The following is a 16701-nucleotide window of genomic DNA, read 5'->3' on the forward strand; positions in this document are numbered from 1 at the left end:
TTATAATAATTGCATTAAATAGCTAAAAAAAGAACTAAATCAAGAGCATTGGAATCATTCCAATGTTTCTTTCAACTGTTTCGCCACCTTCATTGTGAATTGCAGTTTCAGAATTGGCAATAGTTGCAACAGAACCACCTGAAGTATTTACCAACAATCTAACAGTTCCACTCTGTGGAGCAGACGAAGAACCGTGACCGGTTGTTTCACCTTTAATACCTGTGTGCTTGTGTGGTCCTACTTGGTGATGTTGATATCCCAAAGCAACGTTGTCAACTCTGCTCGTATCAATCCCGCCAATGTTCTTCAGGAAGCGGATGTGCATGTTTTGAAAGTCTGGAACCTTCACTTTATTATTCACTAAATCACGAGCAAAAAAGCCTCTTTTGTGATACACCGTTTCGCCGTTTATGGCCGTTGGTGTATCAAATTCCGAATAAGTAACAATTTGAGAAGAGTCTAAACTGTCAACAAATTCCTTCAATCTCACATACACATTTAAATCGTACTCGGTACCAGTAAGAGGAATGGCATTGAACTTTGTGTTCTTATTCCATGGTAAAACTTCACCTACTCGATCCCACTGGCCACGATCATCCATTACTCTCCAAATTGAACCGAGTTTAATTATTTTAATACACTCGCCAATTCCCAGTACAATTTGATTTTTGTCCACTCCCCGGTGCCTAATTACCTCGGTACCTGAAGCCTTAACCACCAAATTCACTGCATTGCCACCATCGTGAAAAATCACAAATCCTCGCTGATCAGCAGTTGATCCTACCGTTGGAAGTGTCAATACCTGCTTATTGGAAGTGGTAGAACCAAGAACAGTTTTATTGAAGTGAGAAGAATCGAGTGTTTTTGTAGCATCTGGAATCGTAACAACAGAAGAAAAGGCATCAATGGTTGGAGCGGCCACTAATACTTGAGAATATTGGACAAAAACTGTCCACACTTCTCCATTATTGTTAGAAATACCGTTGAGTAAATTAATTCGTCCACCTGAAACTTGAGCCCACTCTTCGGTTGGACGTAAAAAGCGAAAACCTTCTTTAAAAATGGCACTTACTGTTTTTCCATCTAAGTAAGGATCGACAATGTAGTCGGTACCGGAAACGGGATCATTGGCACCAGCGCCATCGACCAGGTAGTACAATGTTTCACTCAGCAATTGATTTGTTACCGCATCAACACTGAATGACTTTAAAAGAGTCTGCAGTGTGCTTCCATCACTTGATGAATAGTGAACGACATTGTAAACAGCAGGATCTACACTTGCGAATTCATAAGTGTAAGGCGCATTGTGCGGTGTTGGTATCACCAAGCGAGCATACTCAGCATTTGGAGCTGTTGTTTTATACAGAACCACAATGATGGGAACCGTAATACCGGGAGCTGCCGAAATAGTTTGTTTGATTCTAGCCATTATTCGTTGCTTTGAATTTGAATGATGTTTGAGTTTGATAAGCCGTTGAAGTCTCCAAATAAATTGCCTTCAATGTTGTAGGTTACATAGTAATCAGTCTGAGCTGCAGGAGCATCGTTTACAAACCTGTTTCCGATTCTTTTCTTTGCTGGCATTACTTCCATGGTCCAGCCGGCACGTTGAAATTTACCCACCCTACTAGCATCAAACTTGGCCCCTGATACTGCAGCCCATTGTTTGCCGTCGATAAGAACCGTTTTACACAAGAAGAATTCATTTATTTTTTCGATCACCCATTTAGGAACTCCGTATGAGTTACCAATAACGAGCTTTTCAGTGTAGTAGCTTCTGGCCGATAGCTGTTGAATGTTTCTTGGCTGATCAATGAAAACCACCCGATCCGTCTGAGGTGTGTATTCAGTGAATCCCCCATGAACTCGAAAAGAAACCTTGATACCGGTTTCAAATACAAATCCGAAATCATTTTCATTATGTGTTACTTCAAATAAGATTGAACCTTCGTGCAGATCCTTTAAGTTGAAGTAATCGGTTTCAAGTACTGTTACCAATGGAGAACCTGATTTCAGAACAAATCTGTAAATACCGGCATCAAACGTATTTAAGGCAATGGAAGCCTCGTATGTATTCATGCCAAGTCCGTCCATACTTGTAGTAACTGGATTTAAGACAAACTCGGTGATCTTGGTTCCTTTGTAGTTCTGAAGCTCCAGATTATGAGGACCATAGTTTGCTCTGATTTGAACGTTGATGATATCGTTCTTTTGCCAAATTTGGCAATAGTCATCAGAAGCCACATAATAGGGCAATGTGTCCCGGTAATGATAATCCTCAAAATACTTAGTATTGTAAGGAGCAGGATTGCTGTAATTCTGATTCCTAAACTTCAGAGGACAAAGGGTCGCTATTTCTAAAATATTCGGCATTAGAAAATTAATTTATTGAGGTCCGTTAATGGAGAACAATACATGGTAGTTTCCTGACTTGGAAGGGTTGAAGGCTGAATCTTTAAATCATTGATAAAGCCATAAAAAGTATTGGTACCATCCGAGAATGATACCGTTCCAAGTAAGTTTGTTTGAACCGCTGTTAATGTGTCCCGGTTGATTGGCGTCTCTATTTTCAGCTCGATCGGAAGAAACACCGGTGCATCAAAATTTCCGATCACTTGATCAGCCCTTTCAGATATCACTGCACCGGAACTGTCGGTTGTAACCATGGCAGTATCTTTCTCGCTAGAAGAAAAAAGAAGACTCTTGGTATTTTCCCAGTACAGAAATGAATGCAGGCGGCTTCCGTGCCTCAATAGGCAGCGTTTCGGACTTATTTCAACGTTCCATACCTTCAAAGGCTTGATAAGGCCAGAAATCGAAGAATAGGGCCTTCTGAGAAACCTAAAATACTCCGCTGGCTGAGTGGCATTTCCGGCTCCGGCAATGGCTGTGCTGTCAATATGGGTGAAAAACACGTCATTGTCAGTTGTCAAGTCGGTAGTATCCTTGCCAACTCCCTTAACACGAATGAATTCATACCCGTAGCTGTCAGCTCTGTATTTAGAAACCAGCTCCAATGTCTTGTTTACCCGTTTTATTGGGCTGGTATAGGTCTGAGTAGTGTTAAATTCTGCTTTACCGTTTACATTCTCGTAAGTAAAATTTGGATACCCAATTTTGATTGAAGAAAACAATAAATCAGTGGCCACCTTGTATATGAAATTCGTTCCATCTCCCAGTTGCGCAATTACGGTACCGTTGAATTGTTCTTCGTACTTCTCGATGATCATTTTTTTATCGACGATCGTGAGGTATAAAGAGCATGGCACATTGTAAGAAGTGAAGAAATCGGAAAAGCTTGTTTTAATTACTGCAGCATCGATACCTCTCACTCCATTACCGGAAGTAATCACTAAATCCCTCCATACAGTTGACAAATAATTCGATTCAAACGTGTAATCGGTGGACCCTGTGATCTTGTTCAATAATTGCTGCGCCACGTATGCCGGTCTTAAATGGCGCACGTAGGTTGTCTCGGCTGTATAAGTATAAGCGGCGCTGAATTCGGTTTCTTTCACCTGAACCTTCAAAACAGCTTCTCCGGAACCAATTGTTTGTCGTCTTACTTGCAAATCCCATCCAATAAAAAGCCGCTTATTTGCTGGAATGGTAAGGGTTACAGTGGTATCGACAGTTCTTGATGCAACGAAGAAGTCATCGGGAAGATCTTCTGTGTAAAATTCATTCAAAACGGTACCGCTATCATCTCGAATCTGCATGCGCACGTATCCATCCCTAGATTGATTACTTTGAGAAATATCGAATGCAAACTTTAGTTTAAAAGTTGCAGTGATTTCTTTTGTAGACTCCGCAAAGTAATCGAGTGAATTGGCATAATCAGTAACGATGCCTTGATTTGTGCTCAGTCCAACCAATGCAGGATTAGTTTCAGAATCAACTGTAAAAAGTGTGCAGCTGTAGAAATAGCGATCCAAAGAACCAAGAGATCTTCTTTCTAGTTCCTCAGTAATAGTTCCCCATTTGTTTGAATAGTCAATGGGAATGCCATCGCTTTCAACATAAATGGCTTCCGGTACATTCAAAGGGATTTCATAGGTAACGTCCTTATTTGCATTTAGAAACTTGATAAGGCCTCCCTCCATGATATTGGCTGTAACGTGCGTTTCTTCACTTTCAACCGTACTCATATCTATTTCACCCTTATACAATGATCTGTGAACCCATCCACCATTAAAAGACTTGTCAAGCCATAAAATAATGAGGAAAAGTTTGGTTTCGGTACCAAACTTTATCAGTCGATTTCGAACAATGTGAGCTGCTGTTCCAATGAATTTTAAAGGAGTGGTAAAGGATCGAAACACTCCACCCCACAATGAATTCCGGGTAAAGCCGATCGACTTCTCATTATAGCCGTCAGGTGTCTCCGGAAGAGGTAACTGCTCAGAAACAAATTCGACCGATCCAGTCCTGTCGGTACCAGATTGGCCTTGTTCGTTTGTTAGAAAATATAAAAAGTCCTTTAAGATCGGCATTACAAATTATTGTTTAAGTATTCAGTAAATGACTGGCCACGTCTCAGCATTTGGCGGAACTCTCCATTTTTAAAGTGGGGTGTTACTACTGGCCTATCCTTCATTGTTTGGCTCAGTTCTCTAAATTCTTCTACCAGACCGCTGTTTGGATTTCTGGAAACCGTTCTATTGATCATATCCACCGGTACCATTCTATTGAAAGCCATTAGAGCAAGCATTTCGCCTGCTTTGTTCATATCTGGAAGAACGATTGAGTGTTTTGGAAAGCTCATAAGAGTTGGTGTGGAAGGCGTTTGAATCAAGCGGCCTTCTGGAGTAACAACCAATTCGCTTTTTCCTCCATCACCGACGATCGCAGCTCCACCGGGGTGGTCCATGGTACCGTCTTTATACTTAGGAATAGGACGTGCAACGATAGCGGCAATTTGAGCGGCGCCGATGGCGGCAATTAATGGAATCGTAATAAACGATTTTGAACCATCCCTAGCCATTTCTTTAGAAATTGCGATCGCAGTATTTTGAACTACGTCAATTATAGCTCTTACCCTTTCAAATCTCGCTTTCTCCTGGTCTATTTTGCGCTGACGTTGTTCCAACTGTTCTTTTTGAGCCTGAGCCCTTGCATTGATTGTTGTAATTGCTGCAGCACGGTCTTGTTCATTTGCTATTGAAGCATTGGCCACTTCGATCTCCTTTTGCTTGCGTTTTTCTAGCGCATCAATCTCGTCCTGTACTGCATTTTTCTGACGTTCGAACTGACCTTCAACAACACTAAAAATCACATTTTTCGTTTCCTCGTAAAGGCTCCTAATTAAATCTTGTTTCCTCTTCTCATCCTCAAGCCTTTTTGCATTTTCATCCTGCATTCCAGCAGTAATACCTTTTGCTATTTTTAGTCTTAATTCGGCAATTTTCTGCTCAGCATCTACAGTATCAAATCCAAGTGCCTTGAGTAAACTAAGCTGTTGCTCTGCAAAGTCGAGTTCTGCAGATAGCTTGTTCTGCATCAACTCATTTTCAATCTTAAGTCTTTCCCTCTTTGTTTTCTCATCGAGTTCCTTAAGCTTCTCGGGATTGTCCTTTGCAGCCTCAAATTCCTTTTGATAATTCTTTTCAATTGCAGTTAATTGAATAGCGGCAGCCTCTTCCAAAAACGCAGTCCTTCGTTCAAGCTGAGTTTTTATTTTGTCAGTATCTCGCTTGTATTGATTAGCCGGAGACAACTCCTCAGCTAGTGCCTGATATTCACGCTCCTGTTCCAGTCTCTTGGCGTTATTGGTGGCTTGTATGGTCAATAAATCGGTACCAAGCTTGTCAGATATGCCAATGATATCGTTTGCAACCTTCTGCTCAATTTTCTTGATCTCGGCATTGTACTCATTGCGTGCATTGATCTTCTCGATATCAGAAGCTTTTGTATCCTTCAATACCTCATCCAATTTAGCCTTGGCATTCTGTTTTTCTACTGCAGCTGTCTCGTCAATTATTTTAAGATCAAGCTTTGCCGCTTCTCTGCGAGCTTCCACCCGTTTATTATAGAAAACCTCATCGAGCGTAGAAAACTCCTTTAAAGCATCTGACCTGCGTTTCAATTCGCTGTCATCAAACTCCTTATTGATAGCCTTGATTTTATCGGCGCTCTTTTTAGCTGTATCAGGAGCTCCAGCCACTTTACCTCCATTTGCTGCATTTTCACGCTCGAATGAATCAATTAACTCCTGCAGCTTTTTTAACTCATCACGTTTATTTGCAAGGGCTTCTTCTTTTGCCTTCTTCTGAGCATCTCTTCTCGCATTGAAATCAACTCCACCTCCAGACACAACTCCCGGAGCAGTAGAAACACCGGTACCAAACCCGGCACCGAAATCAGTGATGTTTTGACGTTCAAGTTTTGCCAGTTCAATAGCTGCCAAAGCGGCCTGTGAAATAAGGTTCTGTGCTGCAGCTCTTGCAATCGCAGCCTTTACATATTTTGAAGTGTTGTTGATGTAAAGCTGTTCTGCTTCTTCATAGGTGGCCGCTTTCCCGATCGTGTCGCCTAATGTTTCATTGTAAACAGCTAAAGCTTCTTTTTTTGATATCACACCATCCTTAGCCAATCGAAAAGCAGAGCCAACCTTTTCGATGTTTTCAAAGGCTTCTTTCACATCATTACTTGCAAAAGCTTCATTGATGGCTTTCTGTTTCTCAGCAAAAACATCCATTGCTCTTTTGCCGGCCACAAGAGAAGAAAAGAAATCCCTGATTTCATTGGCATAAACGGTTACAAATGTGATACCTAAACTGAGAACGGTTCCAAAAGAAAAGAAAGCACTTCCCAGCTGAGATAATAAGCCCTGTGTCTCTTTTCCCTCAGCTCTCAATTGCTTGATCTGAGCATTGGTTTGCTTAATTTGATCAAAAAAGATCGGGATGTTATTCGAAAGGGCCAAGAACCCTGTTTGAACGCTATTTGTGAAGGCAGGAAACTCACGAGTGATTTGGTTGATTGAGTTTCCAAGGCCTGAAAATCCATCTTTGTAATTGCCGACATTGCGCTGATTCTGTCCTACTGAAGCATCCAGCTTTTTTAACACATCCCCCAACTCTTTAGCTTCTTTCACAGCTTCCTGTGCAACTGGATTCGATTCTCCGAGTGTCAGCACATAGTTCTTTGCTCTCAAGGCAGCTTCATTGTATGCCTTGGAGAGTTGTTTGTAATCGTTTGTAAGGTCTTCTGCAAGCTTACTCTCTTTGATCATGGTCTTTTGACTGGCTTCACGCTCTCTGCGTTCCTTAGACCTTAAATCAACTTCTGCCTGCAATCGCTTCGCTCTTAACGTTGCGGCTCTCTCTTCCTGCTGATCAATCTTCGCCTGATCAATCTTTGCCTTGTTAACCGACACAATCTGCTTTTTAAGCTCATCTTGAACCCTAGAAAGCTCCTGCACCGCTTTTCTAACCTCTTTAATCTGATCAGCGTTGGTATAGAACTTAAATTCATAGTTCTTAGCCTTCTTGAATTCGCCAATAATGCTATCAATGGTTTCCTTGACCTTTTTCTTCATTTGCGCATTCTCAGCGTCAATAGCATCAAGGTTGATATACGACTGGACCGGTCTTAAGTCTGCACTCATTGCATTTCGATTTTTTCAGTAGCTGCACGTAAAGCTGCCGCCTTTCTCAAAAGGTGGTTGTACATGCGAACAAACTGAGTGACTGTAATCTTTGTTTCATCCACGAAAAACCCGTTGTTTTCCGTCAGCTGGGCCAGTACCGCATCAAAGTCCTCCCGAGTAGTTTGCTTTTTGGATTTGTTTTCTGCATACCATGCTTCCAGTTCAGCCTGCTTTATCTTAAGCTTCATATTGATGCCTTTAGATCGCTCGATGCATTTATCCAAATCAGCTAAATAACTCTCAGGATCTGCCGCATTGAATTCGTAAGGCATATCCAATTCTCTCAACTCATCGATGATCGAAGAAGCATACACCTGACGGGCCAGTTCTACACAAAAATTGATGCGGAAAAGCTTGCTTTGTAAAATAGATACCTCAGAAATTAATTGAGCCGTATGGGAAGACTCTTCGGAAGCGGTCAACTCACTGTATTCGTCACGAATACTTGACCAGGTTTCTTCTAAAACACTTTTAGGAGGATTGCCCGAAATAACAAGAACACTGTAATCTTGATCAACAAGACAGGAAATGAATTTATCCAGCATTAGCTGGTTGCATGTACGATACAATTCCCATTGGGCTGATTTGTGAGGCTTCCGGAGAAGCTTCTGAAACAAACTTGAAATTATTGTAGCCCTCTTCATAAATGAACACATTTACTTGATTTGCGATCGCATAACTTTTTGCATCTGCCTTTACCTGCTCCAGCAGATCCTTCCTGCTCCGTACCTCCTTAAAACAATCTGGACAGTTCATTTATTGAGTTCTTTTTTCATTTCGTCCCAAAAAGCAGGCTCCAAGTGATCGTTGATGTAGTCTTGTCCTAACTGCGTACCCAACTGATACAATTCTGGGTTGTTTTTATTGAACTCCACTCCGTAATCAAGCGTGCTTCCAATCTCTACCTGATTTCCCTTCATACGAGTGTACAATGATCTGTAGTGAGCTCCAGTTAAGTTTAAAGTGATCCGATCGGTTACCTTGCCTATTCCAACACCATATATCTGCTTGTATTTTTTGTAAGACTCGGAATAGTATGGTTCTCCAGTGTAAGGCGAAACAATCACCTGATCAGCTCCCGTTTTTCCTGCAGCCATTTGCTCGGCCACTAAAGAAAGCATTGGCTCTTCTGTGGACTTGAAAGCCCTCGCTGCAGCATCCTTGGGCCGCACAAATTGAAGATCATACAATACATCAGCGAACGTCCTGCTCATAATAGTAAAACCAGCGATTTATTCGCTGGCTTGATTGGCTTTCGATTTGATTAACCTGTGAACCGTCTTTAAAAGCTCAATCCGGTCTTCGGCGGCGTATTGTTCAAATACATGGGCCTCCATAGTGTTGACAAATGAATCGAGATCCATTTTACTGTAGTGGTCCACATTGAACGATACGCCTTCGAATTCCAGAGTGAGCATACTATTAAGGTTTTGTATAAGTGTAAGCAACACCTTCCACACCGGTTACATTTGCCGCATCCAATACAGATGGAGCATTTAAACCGATTTCAATCACAGTGCCTGAAGGAATCGCAGCCCAAGTAGTACTGTCGAGCGTCACAGTGTAGCACAAGTTTCCTGTATCGGCAGCAACACTAGTAAGTGTAATGCTTGCACCGGTATCAAGTCTTTTTGCATACCACAAAGAAGCAACAGCAAGCGTTGCACCAAAGTTTCCGTAAGCCAATTGAGAAGAGGCAACCTCAGAAGTTTGCACTTTACCATCAATTTTGAATACGTTGGCAGTGTTAGCCACTTTAGCGTACAACTCCAAATCCAACAACATACCGTAATCGGTAGCCACGAAGGTGCTGGGAAGGGCCAAATAACGGCTATTAGCGAACTCTTTCGGATCAGAGGCAGAAATACTCATCGTTTGAGACTTAACGGCTCCTTGAACACGGAATTTATCCGAGTTAACGAAAATATCAAGCTTCAGACCTACGTAGTTTCCATTGCTCTTTACATAACCCCATACCACGTTATCCTCATCAATTGCTAAATAGCGACCAGAAGAACCGTTGGCAAGACTGCGCAAGTTTTGAACTTGGCGAGCTGATCCTTTGAATCCACCGGTGAAACCAGGAGAACCTTCTTCAATGATCTCAACTGGACCATCCCCCAAGCTTCCGGTAGTGTTTTGGGTAGAGGCATCTTCCAAATTCAAGATCAATGGGAACGTGAAAAGTTTATTGGCGTTCGTGCGACCAAGTAAACCTGCAGCCTTTAAAGCTGCGATAAACAAAGTAGCTGAAGCAAACTCCGAAGAAGTAAACTCACGATCTGTTTTCATCAGATACTTGAGCTTCTTCATCGATTTGTCGCATGCAACTGAACCAGTATTTGGTGAGTTGACTGAAGCGCAAAGAGTAAAACCCATTTTATAAAATTTAAGCGGTTAACAAATTATTGAAGCATCATACATTAGGTCGAAATCGAGTCGGAAAACATGCCGAGGACTCATATCAGCAGTATCTAGCAATGCATCACGTCTTTTGCCCGGATATTCCTTTAAAGCAGCGGCAATTCCGGTTGAAATGTCCGTAAGTTCAAGTCCGAATACTCCATCACCGATCAAATCGATAAAAAAAGCACGAAAACTTTCATCATTACGAACCAACTGAGAATCTCCGAATCTTTGAAGGTTTGCGAAAACAACTAAATGAATACTAGTGCTTACACCGGTTCGGTAATTTGCAGTAGTGCTGGTACCGAAGAAAGAAACCATGTCTTTAGAATCATCCAAGTAAGTTTCCTTGTATTCATCATTGCCCAAGTAATGCTCTGCAGTATAACCGTCCTCCACCTGATTTCTGTACACTCTCGGATAACAATCCCAGTTAATTGGTGCTTCCGGTGTTCCCCACTTTTTCGTTACACGATCGTAGAGAAGTTCCTGAAGGCGATCAATGTGGAGATCCACTCCAACCGGGTTTGTTTTTCTTATCAGCATAGCGACACAGATTGAGGACCTTGTTTGTTGTAAAAAGCATCCCGAACACGTTGGTATTCTATTTCGAGCAATTGGCGCATGCCTTGAATAGCTGGAACGTTTGAAATCTGAGAGATACCAGTTACATCTTGAAGAAGAATCTGAGCCGGCAAAGTCTCTTTGAGGTCTCTGGTACCGGCATTCTTTCTTTTTGAATAAATAACTTGCTCCAGAACCATCGTTGCGACTGTAAGGCCAATGGCATTGTCAAGTAAAGCTGGTTTCCTTGCTACCATCCAAGTAGGATCGTAGAACTGACTGATGTGTAAATTCAAACCGTAGTTCTTACTTCCGAATGAAATATTAAGACGGTCGAAATCATACTCAGCAGCATTTTTCTTAGCCTCGAAAAACCTCCATCTCATGAAACCAGTGTGATCTTCGGTTACATCATCGAAGTTGATTGCTTGAGCGCCGGAGAGATCACTCATGTAATACCCGAAGTAATAAAGTCCCCCTTGAAAACCTAAATGATTTAAAACGATATCACTGAGGTTTACAATGGTTTTCTCTCCACCCACAACATTCACATCCGAAGTCCATACTGCAGCTTTCTTATCTGAATTGTACAGGTACAATCGCAGGGTAAAGCTGGTATCAAACATTAGAGCAACACTGTCGATTTGAAATGAGATGTCATTCTTGTTGGGAATAAAAAACTCAACACCAACAAACTTTTCAGCATTTCCCAAAAAGGATCTTGAGTTTGACTTTCTGTTGAATAGCATGAATTGATACGAGTACTCAGGTCTATTGAACACACTCGTCAGCATTTTTTGAATGGCCGCTTTTTGGAAGGTTTCCAAAAAACCATTGAATTGAGCTTCCGTTGGATTGATATCCTGAAATACAGAATCTTTAATCGACTGCAGTGTAACGGCAGCGTGAAAGGAACCATCGTTGAACTTCCTTCCTGATTTACTGATCAAGTTTGATCCGGTAATGTTGAATGGAAATTCTGAAGAAGAGTTCCAGCCTATTCTTCCGAACAGGTTTGCCATTACAACAGAAAGATTGAAGCCATTAGTATAGCTGCCGGTTGCTGTTTGATAACTGATACCAGCTACGTAAACAGCGAAGCGTTCATCTTTGGTGAAAGTCGTGTCGTTCAACCTAAATCCACCTTGTGACAATACGGTGTACTTCGCATAGTCGTACAATCCATATCCGACCTTCTCGACCCATATATCGGTACCGGCTAACACAGGTATGATGCAATCTGTGGTACCGGTAGCTGGATCGAACTGGCCAGACCCACCAACAACTATTTCTAAAGGCTTCAACATTGCTATTTCGAATAAAAAGAAGTGAGTAGTTTAATCGTGTCTTCGCAGTACGTAATAGACTCGCATTTGCGCTGACATGGTACCGGAACCGACTCCTCGAACTCTGTAATAGACAAAATGCGCTCCTCCTGCAGACGAGCTCCAGACCTGAGTATTTACAGCTTGATCGGCTAATGTAAGTGCGGTCGCTCCGGGAAGCGTTAAATAGTTGGTACCATCCATCGATACCTGAGGAGTAACCGTTCCGGCAACAATCCCTGAAATCTTGTTTACTACGACTTGAATACCAACGATGCTGTAACCGGCTGTCACTAAAAAAGTTTTATTGACAGCTCCGGCATTGACGATTGTATCTCCGGCTACGAGCGGCATCAAGGTAGCTCGTTGAGCTACCGTTGAAGCCACAATCCCTAAAACCAGAGTGAATAAAAAAAGAATGCGTTTCACTTTATTGATTTTTTAATTAAGAATGATTTTACCTTGAAAGAAGCGTGATTATTCGCTTACAGATCAATTACACTTGGCTACCCACCAAAGAAAGCACTGAATCACCTGCCACTGATAACGGAGGCAATGCGTATGCTACGGTGAGGGTCAATTCGTACTGATCCACGATGTCCTGTGTAGAACCACTGGTGGTATCAGCAGAAGTATCCGCTCTTTTCGTGTAAGTTGAAATGTCTGCAACTGCGCCAAATCCAAATGGATCAGCTACGGTACCGAGCATACCTACTTCAGTTTCGCCAGAGTCAATACGACCAGCACGGTTTAAAGGATCGTTCCAGCTGTAGCCTGCGAACATACCTTGAGGCATGATCAAACCGCCACCGCCAGTCATATTTGCATCAACAACGTCCTGAGTAGTAGCTACACGAAGACCGTTGGTGATTGCCTGTGTATTTGTGTTATTACCAGCTCCTTGAGCTCTCAAAAACTCTAAGTCATCACTCATTTGCAAATCTGCAATGACGTCGTAAGCTGGAGCATCATATAACAAAGCCTTCATGAAAGACTTCATTTTTTGAGCCATACGAGGCTTATTGGAACCGTCGAGAATCAAACCATAAAGAGTTTCATCCCAAACACCTGGGTTCGCACTTGCAATCAATGGATTGATGATAGCAGCGCTTCTTTGGAGGCGGTTAGCCTTCAAAAAGGCAAGCGCAGAATCATCATGGCGCTTCAACAAGTTTCTCCACTTGATCTCATAGAGATTATTGAAGATTTCTTGGTATGAGGCCACGTTGTTTTGTCCAATCTTACGAGGAAGAGACATTGTTTCAACGTGAGTAACCCAAGCCAGCGTGATCATTCCAGTGTCGCCGTATGTACCTGTGTGAGCTGAAGCTTTAGAAGTTGCAGAACCAGGAGCCACGTTTGTGAAATAAGAAATCTCAACCGTTCTATTGGCTGACTTTCTCAATTCCGACACGTTCGGGATGTTTTTTTCGTTCGAAAGGGCGAGTCCCAATACAGTGGGATTCTTACGACGTTGCTCTGGAGTGTTATACTTCGCAGATACCATCGTTTGACCAGCTTTCAGTGCCGAGGCGGCATAGTTAGGCATAGTAAACTATTAAAAAGGGTGAGAAAATAAAGGAGTTTTGGCCGAGAAAGGCCGCTGTTTGTGTGTGTCCTGAATTTGTACCACGCCTTCAGGCGATCTAAGGATTTTGTACCACGCCATCCCTAGCTGTCATAAGAGAAAGTACCACTTCCGAGCAAATGACAGATCAAAAATGCAATTATTTTAATTATAACCAAAAAATATTTTTTAAGCAGGTACAAAAAAGCCCATTCTAAGAATAGAACAGGCATCTATTTAAAAATCATGGCATGTAAGAAATCAAATATAACAAAAAGCCCGTCAGAAAAGACTGACAGGCTATATTTAATCACACTCATGCCGTGCAAATATAAAAAAGCCCAGCTTAGAAAAGCCGGGCGATACCGTTTTATTAATATGAGCGACTAAATTAAAATAATTACTCGTAATAATTGAAATCGGGAACTTCTTTGACGTGTTTTTCAAGGGCAGCGTCAAATTCTGCACTCATGATCCCTTTGTCCGGATTGCTTTCCTTCCACTTCTTTTCAAAAGCGCTGAGGGTTTTCAAGCCACCGGCACCGCCGCCACCGGGAGTATCATCACTACCACCACGGCCACCGCCGCCGCCTCCATCATCTACCCACTTGCGCTCCTTGAAGATGTTAGCAAGCGCTACATCAGCTCCAAGAACAGCGTGCGTATTTGGATCCTTGATAAAGTCTCCACCCTTCTTCTTCAATACTACTTTTCCTTCGTGCTCGGCGAACTCATGTTCCATTTCAATCAATACGAGACGCTCTGCATCTTTCATATCTGATTTACGGCCTGCCGGGAAAGCTTCAATGGCTCGTGATCTTAATGTTGCTGCAGCGGTGGTCTTTCTCTGATTTTCGAGCTCAGCATTTAAAGCCTGCTTATCAGCTAGCAATGCAGCTACCTGTTCTTGCAAAGCTTTGTCGCCTTTATTCAACTTTTCATTGATGGCTTCGGCTACTTTGTCGATATCATTACCAACAGCATCATCGATAGAGAACTTTTTGCGAATGGCTTTTGCTGCGAGCTCTTTACCCTTGTTTTCAAAGTCCTTTTCTTTTTCCTTAGCGCCTTCTGCCTTGTTGTTGGCATCACGAGTAGCGAGATCGGTATTCGATAAAAGCGTTACCTCTCCTGATAATTCGAAGTCGACCTCTTTCTCGTCCTTGATCGCTGCTTCCAGCTTATCAGGATCGATGCCGTAGGTCTTCTTCAGTAAATCCTTGGTTTCCTTTTTAAGCATATACTTAAAGATTTGATTGGTTTGACAATTGTTTTTTTACTTCCTCCTGTACCCACTGGCCAATTCTAGCGCAGAGATCGTAAGCTATATGGGAGGCTCTTGTTGATTGGAATACGCCAGCTTTCTCTGGACTTTCCCAACACATCGAAGCGGTACCGATCGCTTGGTGAACACGTTGGAATATTTCATCCGGAACGTATTCACTCAATGGGCGCTCTCGCACCTGTTCTTGATTGGTAGCGAAAGGGTTTTGAACTTGCAAATGAACTGGCTGAAATAGATTACCAAAAGTCAACTGGGTAAACCAGATTTGACGGCTCTTGATAAGTACATCCATTTCCTCTTGCGACAGCTCGAAACAGGACACCATTTCACGTTCAGGTGAATCGTTAATGAATACAGGAAGAGGGGTGTATTCCGGCTGATTTTCGGCCAGAATAACGGTTTGCTCCTTGAATTGAATGGCTTTCATGATTTACTTGATGTTTAGTTTTTGCAAAACCTGATCATAACTCAGTCTCGTCAAAAACTGAGGACCAGCTTTCATGTAAATCATCGCTCCCCAGTCATAGGCCTCGTGAACCATTGATACATCGGCAGGATCAATCATAGCCTTCACCTCTTTATCCTGAGTGCCTTCAGCCGGGTTGCCAATTAAGCAAATCTGGAGCTCGACTTTCTTTTTCATTCTGTTTATTTTAGTAAATGAAAATTATTGTTGATCGGCCCCTTCGGTTGCTTCGGTACCAACAGCTTCAGAAGTTGGTTCTTCTGTAGCTTGTACCGCCTCACTATTCAGCTTTGACAAGTCTGAATCCGTGCCAACAGTTAGTGGCTCACCTGTCAATTCATTACCTGCATCGGAAGCTTTGATTGCAGTGCCTTCTGGCAAATCAGAGGTATTTTCTGTCCCAAGTTCTGTCTTAACTTCTGTCTCTGCTGGGGGAAGACCGGTACCGGCAGATTTTAAAGCATCCATTTCTTCCTGAGTAGCTGGACGGCCAGCATTTACAGGCATAATCGGTGCATCATTTCCAAGTGAGTTAAGGTCAGGTACTTTGTCGTTTCCTAAACCAAGATTATCCGGTAAAGGATCCTCGCCATCGGCCAGAACATATTTGACACCGGTATTGGCAAACTGGCCGTTTAATACCTCAGCTGTTTTTTCATCAACGTGAGTTTCTCCGGTTACTTCCGGCTTTTGCCATTCACGTTGATTGTCTCCGTTAAGGCCTAAAGTGTGGCGAACGATGTTGTACTTTTTCATGATAAACTTTTGTATTGTTTTTTAATAATAATTGGTGGTAAGAGTCAATGAATCAAGTCGATCAAATGTTACTTAGCTAGCAGCAAGTATCTGCCGTGTCCAGCTCTTGAATGCGGATTGGTGATCTGAGCATTCAAAATCAAAACATCAGCCAGCGTGAGCACAGTTGTCTTTGTTGGGATTTCCGACAGGATATCAATACCAACAAAGTCTTTGGGTGAATTGGGAATACCCGGAAAGCGATCCTTGAAAATCGGCTTTGCCTTATACTCCGCAAACCGGTAGCGATTCGTAACTGACAGCTTTGGAATGATTTTTTTTTCAGATCCGGTTTCCTCATCGATTTCAACGAAATTGTTGTCACCGGTGAGTGCTAAATACTCACGAAACTCCTTTCCACGGAATGCCCCTGAGTACTTGAATTGAGAAACATCATAGCCATTGTCTGTTTTGGTAAGCTTAGAAAAAGGCTTTTTACTGTCTTCCTCTGCTCCTTTTTGGCCGCTTTGATTTTGATCGCCGCCACCGTCTTCAGATAGTGATTGAAGCACCTCCTGAATTTCTTGTGGCGTGAATTCTGACTGAAGTAAGTCGGCGACCTTCTCAAGGTCTTTTTCGTCGCCGATCAGCTTCATTGCTTTTGTTTTACGCAAATGATTCATCGATTTTATTTTAGGTTAA

General features: G+C 42.3%; 18 protein-coding genes. All 18 read right to left on the minus strand.

Going from position 1 to position 16701, the window contains the following annotated elements:
- Positions 1 to 34: 34 nt before the first annotated feature.
- The 18 genes from ACQ2HE_RS18145 to ACQ2HE_RS18230 all read right to left on the minus strand — a co-directional run bounded on the left by ACQ2HE_RS18145 (position 35) and on the right by ACQ2HE_RS18230 (position 16682).
- A complete protein-coding gene (locus ACQ2HE_RS18145; protein WP_430900455.1) occupies positions 35 to 1429 on the minus strand; it encodes a hypothetical protein in 1395 nt (464 codons plus the stop codon).
- Positions 1429 to 2373 carry a hypothetical protein gene (locus ACQ2HE_RS18150; RefSeq protein ID WP_430900457.1) on the minus strand — a complete coding sequence of 315 codons (945 nt, stop codon included), beginning with the start codon at positions 2371 to 2373 and terminating at the stop codon, positions 1429 to 1431. The genes ACQ2HE_RS18145 and ACQ2HE_RS18150 overlap by 1 nt, the downstream gene beginning before the upstream one ends.
- Positions 2373 to 4493: a hypothetical protein gene (locus ACQ2HE_RS18155; RefSeq protein ID WP_430900459.1), complete on the minus strand. Its 2121-nt coding sequence runs from the start codon at positions 4491 to 4493 to the stop codon at positions 2373 to 2375. The genes ACQ2HE_RS18150 and ACQ2HE_RS18155 overlap by 1 nt, the downstream gene beginning before the upstream one ends.
- Positions 4493 to 7609, minus strand: a complete 3117-nt coding sequence (locus ACQ2HE_RS18160; protein ID WP_430900460.1) for a hypothetical protein — start codon at positions 7607 to 7609, stop codon at positions 4493 to 4495. The genes ACQ2HE_RS18155 and ACQ2HE_RS18160 overlap by 1 nt, the downstream gene beginning before the upstream one ends.
- Positions 7606 to 8196: a hypothetical protein gene (locus ACQ2HE_RS18165; protein WP_430900462.1), complete on the minus strand. Its 591-nt coding sequence runs from the start codon at positions 8194 to 8196 to the stop codon at positions 7606 to 7608. The genes ACQ2HE_RS18160 and ACQ2HE_RS18165 overlap by 4 nt, the downstream gene beginning before the upstream one ends.
- Complete coding sequence (locus ACQ2HE_RS18170) at positions 8186 to 8407, minus strand: hypothetical protein (RefSeq protein ID WP_430900464.1); 222 nt, start codon at positions 8405 to 8407, stop codon at positions 8186 to 8188. The genes ACQ2HE_RS18165 and ACQ2HE_RS18170 overlap by 11 nt, the downstream gene beginning before the upstream one ends.
- Positions 8404 to 8865, minus strand: coding sequence for a hypothetical protein (locus ACQ2HE_RS18175; RefSeq protein ID WP_430900466.1), 462 nt, complete (start codon positions 8863 to 8865; stop codon positions 8404 to 8406). The genes ACQ2HE_RS18170 and ACQ2HE_RS18175 overlap by 4 nt, the downstream gene beginning before the upstream one ends.
- An 18-nt stretch (positions 8866 to 8883) precedes the next feature.
- Positions 8884 to 9069, minus strand: coding sequence for a hypothetical protein (locus ACQ2HE_RS18180; protein WP_430900468.1), 186 nt, complete (start codon positions 9067 to 9069; stop codon positions 8884 to 8886).
- Positions 9070 to 9073: 4 nt separating this feature from the next.
- On the minus strand, positions 9074 to 9964 hold the full coding sequence (locus tag ACQ2HE_RS18185) for a hypothetical protein (RefSeq protein WP_430900470.1): 891 nt from the start codon (positions 9962 to 9964) through the stop codon (positions 9074 to 9076).
- 84 nt (positions 9965 to 10048) lie between these two features.
- On the minus strand, positions 10049 to 10603 hold the full coding sequence (locus tag ACQ2HE_RS18190) for a hypothetical protein (protein ID WP_430900472.1): 555 nt from the start codon (positions 10601 to 10603) through the stop codon (positions 10049 to 10051).
- Positions 10597 to 11928, minus strand: a complete 1332-nt coding sequence (locus ACQ2HE_RS18195; RefSeq protein ID WP_430900474.1) for a hypothetical protein — start codon at positions 11926 to 11928, stop codon at positions 10597 to 10599. The genes ACQ2HE_RS18190 and ACQ2HE_RS18195 overlap by 7 nt, the downstream gene beginning before the upstream one ends.
- A 30-nt stretch (positions 11929 to 11958) precedes the next feature.
- Positions 11959 to 12333, minus strand: coding sequence for a hypothetical protein (locus ACQ2HE_RS18200; RefSeq protein ID WP_430900476.1), 375 nt, complete (start codon positions 12331 to 12333; stop codon positions 11959 to 11961).
- A 109-nt stretch (positions 12334 to 12442) separates the two neighbouring features.
- Positions 12443 to 13495 carry a hypothetical protein gene (locus ACQ2HE_RS18205; protein ID WP_430900477.1) on the minus strand — a complete coding sequence of 351 codons (1053 nt, stop codon included), beginning with the start codon at positions 13493 to 13495 and terminating at the stop codon, positions 12443 to 12445.
- A 418-nt stretch (positions 13496 to 13913) separates the two neighbouring features.
- Positions 13914 to 14753, minus strand: a complete 840-nt coding sequence (locus ACQ2HE_RS18210) for a hypothetical protein (protein ID WP_430900479.1) — start codon at positions 14751 to 14753, stop codon at positions 13914 to 13916.
- 4 nt (positions 14754 to 14757) lie between these two features.
- The gene (locus ACQ2HE_RS18215) at positions 14758 to 15225 is read right to left on the minus strand and encodes a hypothetical protein (RefSeq protein ID WP_430900481.1); all 468 of its coding nucleotides are present in this window, start codon (positions 15223 to 15225) and stop codon (positions 14758 to 14760) included.
- A gap of 3 nt (positions 15226 to 15228) precedes the next feature.
- Positions 15229 to 15441, minus strand: coding sequence for a hypothetical protein (locus ACQ2HE_RS18220; protein WP_430900483.1), 213 nt, complete (start codon positions 15439 to 15441; stop codon positions 15229 to 15231).
- A gap of 24 nt (positions 15442 to 15465) precedes the next feature.
- A complete protein-coding gene (locus tag ACQ2HE_RS18225; protein ID WP_430900485.1) occupies positions 15466 to 16020 on the minus strand; it encodes a hypothetical protein in 555 nt (184 codons plus the stop codon).
- A 68-nt stretch (positions 16021 to 16088) separates the two neighbouring features.
- Positions 16089 to 16682 (minus strand): hypothetical protein, encoded by a 594-nt coding sequence (locus ACQ2HE_RS18230; protein WP_430900487.1) that lies wholly within the window; start codon positions 16680 to 16682, stop codon positions 16089 to 16091.
- Between the last annotated feature and the right edge of the window lie 19 nt (positions 16683 to 16701).

The sequence above is a fragment of the Endoryza foliicola genome (assembly GCF_050589245.1).
Lineage (GTDB): Bacteria > Bacteroidota > Bacteroidia > Chitinophagales > Chitinophagaceae > Endoryza > Endoryza foliicola.